The 1632-nt window shown below is 58.0% G+C and carries 1 protein-coding gene; it reads left to right on the forward strand.

The features are described from left to right. The first annotated feature begins 398 nt into the window (after positions 1–398). Positions 399–896, forward strand: coding sequence for a PTS sugar transporter subunit IIA (locus tag ACFOYU_RS06690; RefSeq protein ID WP_377032970.1), 498 nt, complete (start codon positions 399–401; stop codon positions 894–896). Positions 897–1632 lie beyond the last annotated feature (736 nt).

Consider the following 1632-nt stretch of genomic DNA (forward strand, 5'->3'; position numbering starts at 1 on the left):
TTGCGACAGATCCTTGTCCTTTGGTGGCTCTTGCGGATAGGGTACCGGACCAGGCCGCACAGGCAATCGCACGCGCAAGCCTGGACCATACCTTTGGGAGGATCACTGCCGGAGCATCGGTTTCTTAGCCGATCGACTTTGTTAGGAGCACGGGGCCGTCGGTTTCAGCCGATTGGGCTAAGGTGATCTTGATGGGGGCTGTAAGCATGACGATATTACTGTGTGGAACGACGCTGATCACCAGCGGGCCACGAATAGGACATACGGTGGGGACACAGCAAACGGACTCCTGACGTTCCGAGGCGACTCAGGGGCGTCGATCAGGCTCGGGCAACCGGAAATGAAAGTGGCAGCCGCTGCCCTCACACGGTTCGGCATGCCTCAAGGGCACTAACGATATGGACATTGGGGATTTTGTCACGCCGGACCGGGTCATCCCGCTCCTTCTGGGTACGAACAAGTATGACGTCCTGAAGGAACTGGCGCGACTTGGGGCAGCCGCTACAAACCTCGATCCCGACAAAGTGCTCAATGCGCTTCTTGAACGACAGGACAGCACAACGATCGGCCTTGGCCGGGGGATCGCAATCCCGCATGGGACGATTGAGGGCATTGATGCTCCTGTAGGTTTCTTTGCACGGCTTCAGCCACCCGTTGATTTCGGAGCTGTGGATGGTGTTGCCGCGGATCTCGCCGTGATGATCCTCGCCCCCGAGAATGATCCCAGGATCCTGCTACGGGCGCTGTCGTGCACGGCACGGCGTCTGCGAGAGGGCGATATCGCCGCGTGTCTTCGCTCAGCGAGCGATGCCAAGGTGCTCTACGCCATGCTCGTCCGCAAAGTCTCGAGTGATGCTGACGTTGCCGAAATGGACCTGAGACCCGCCGGAACTTGAGCGGGTGTGAAGCGGCACCGACAGTTGCCCCACAGGCACATGATCGGTTCTCTCCGGAGCTGGCCGAAGGCGTAGATGGAACTGAGTTCCCGAACGGAATGCGACGGAGCCGGCATGAGCTGCGGGTTGATTGTAGTAGGTGGAGCGCGGCAGCATGCGCTTGGCGCAGCCCTTTCATGAGGCATATTGCTTTGCAAACGGGCCGAATGCCTTCAATATAAGCCTCGGCTGATTTCAACGCGGCATCGCTTTTCTTCCTCCCGGCGATGTCGGGTCGGCCGTTCCCTCTGGAAGGTTTTGACTTATTTGTCGGACCTCTACTTTAGCCGGGCCCTGGGCCCGGCTTTTTTGTCGGGCCATCCTCTAGTGAGACGCGTGGTAACAAAAGACTGAGGGCCAAGCACTTACACTTTGGTTCTACGACGCATCGGCAAACGCGTGGCCAAAACCGATCTGTCCGTCTTCATCCATGTGCGCTTGTGGTGATCGCCTCGATGTTGATCAGTGTCTCGCCGGCTGCGGGCACTATTTCGCAAGGCTCTAGGGAACGGATTGGCTTTATCCCTCATGAATTGCTCGATTTGGCTCAGTTGTCGGGTAGATTATGATTGATCCTCCCTCGCTTTGACGGACACCTCTGATACGCTCCTGTGGGAGCGGGAAGGTGTTTGATGACGAAGACGAGGCGCGAATTCACACCCGAGTTTAAGCGAGAGGCCGTGGCACTGCTGGAGAG

The sequence above is a fragment of the Microvirga sp. GCM10011540 genome (genome assembly GCF_042650665.1).
GTDB lineage: Bacteria > Pseudomonadota > Alphaproteobacteria > Rhizobiales > Beijerinckiaceae > Microvirga > Microvirga lenta.

Coding starts and splice junctions, on each gene's coding strand:
- ACFOYU_RS06690 (WP_377032970.1), top strand. CDS start 399: ATGGACATTGGGGATTTTGTCACGCCGGACCGGGTCATCCCGCTCCTT.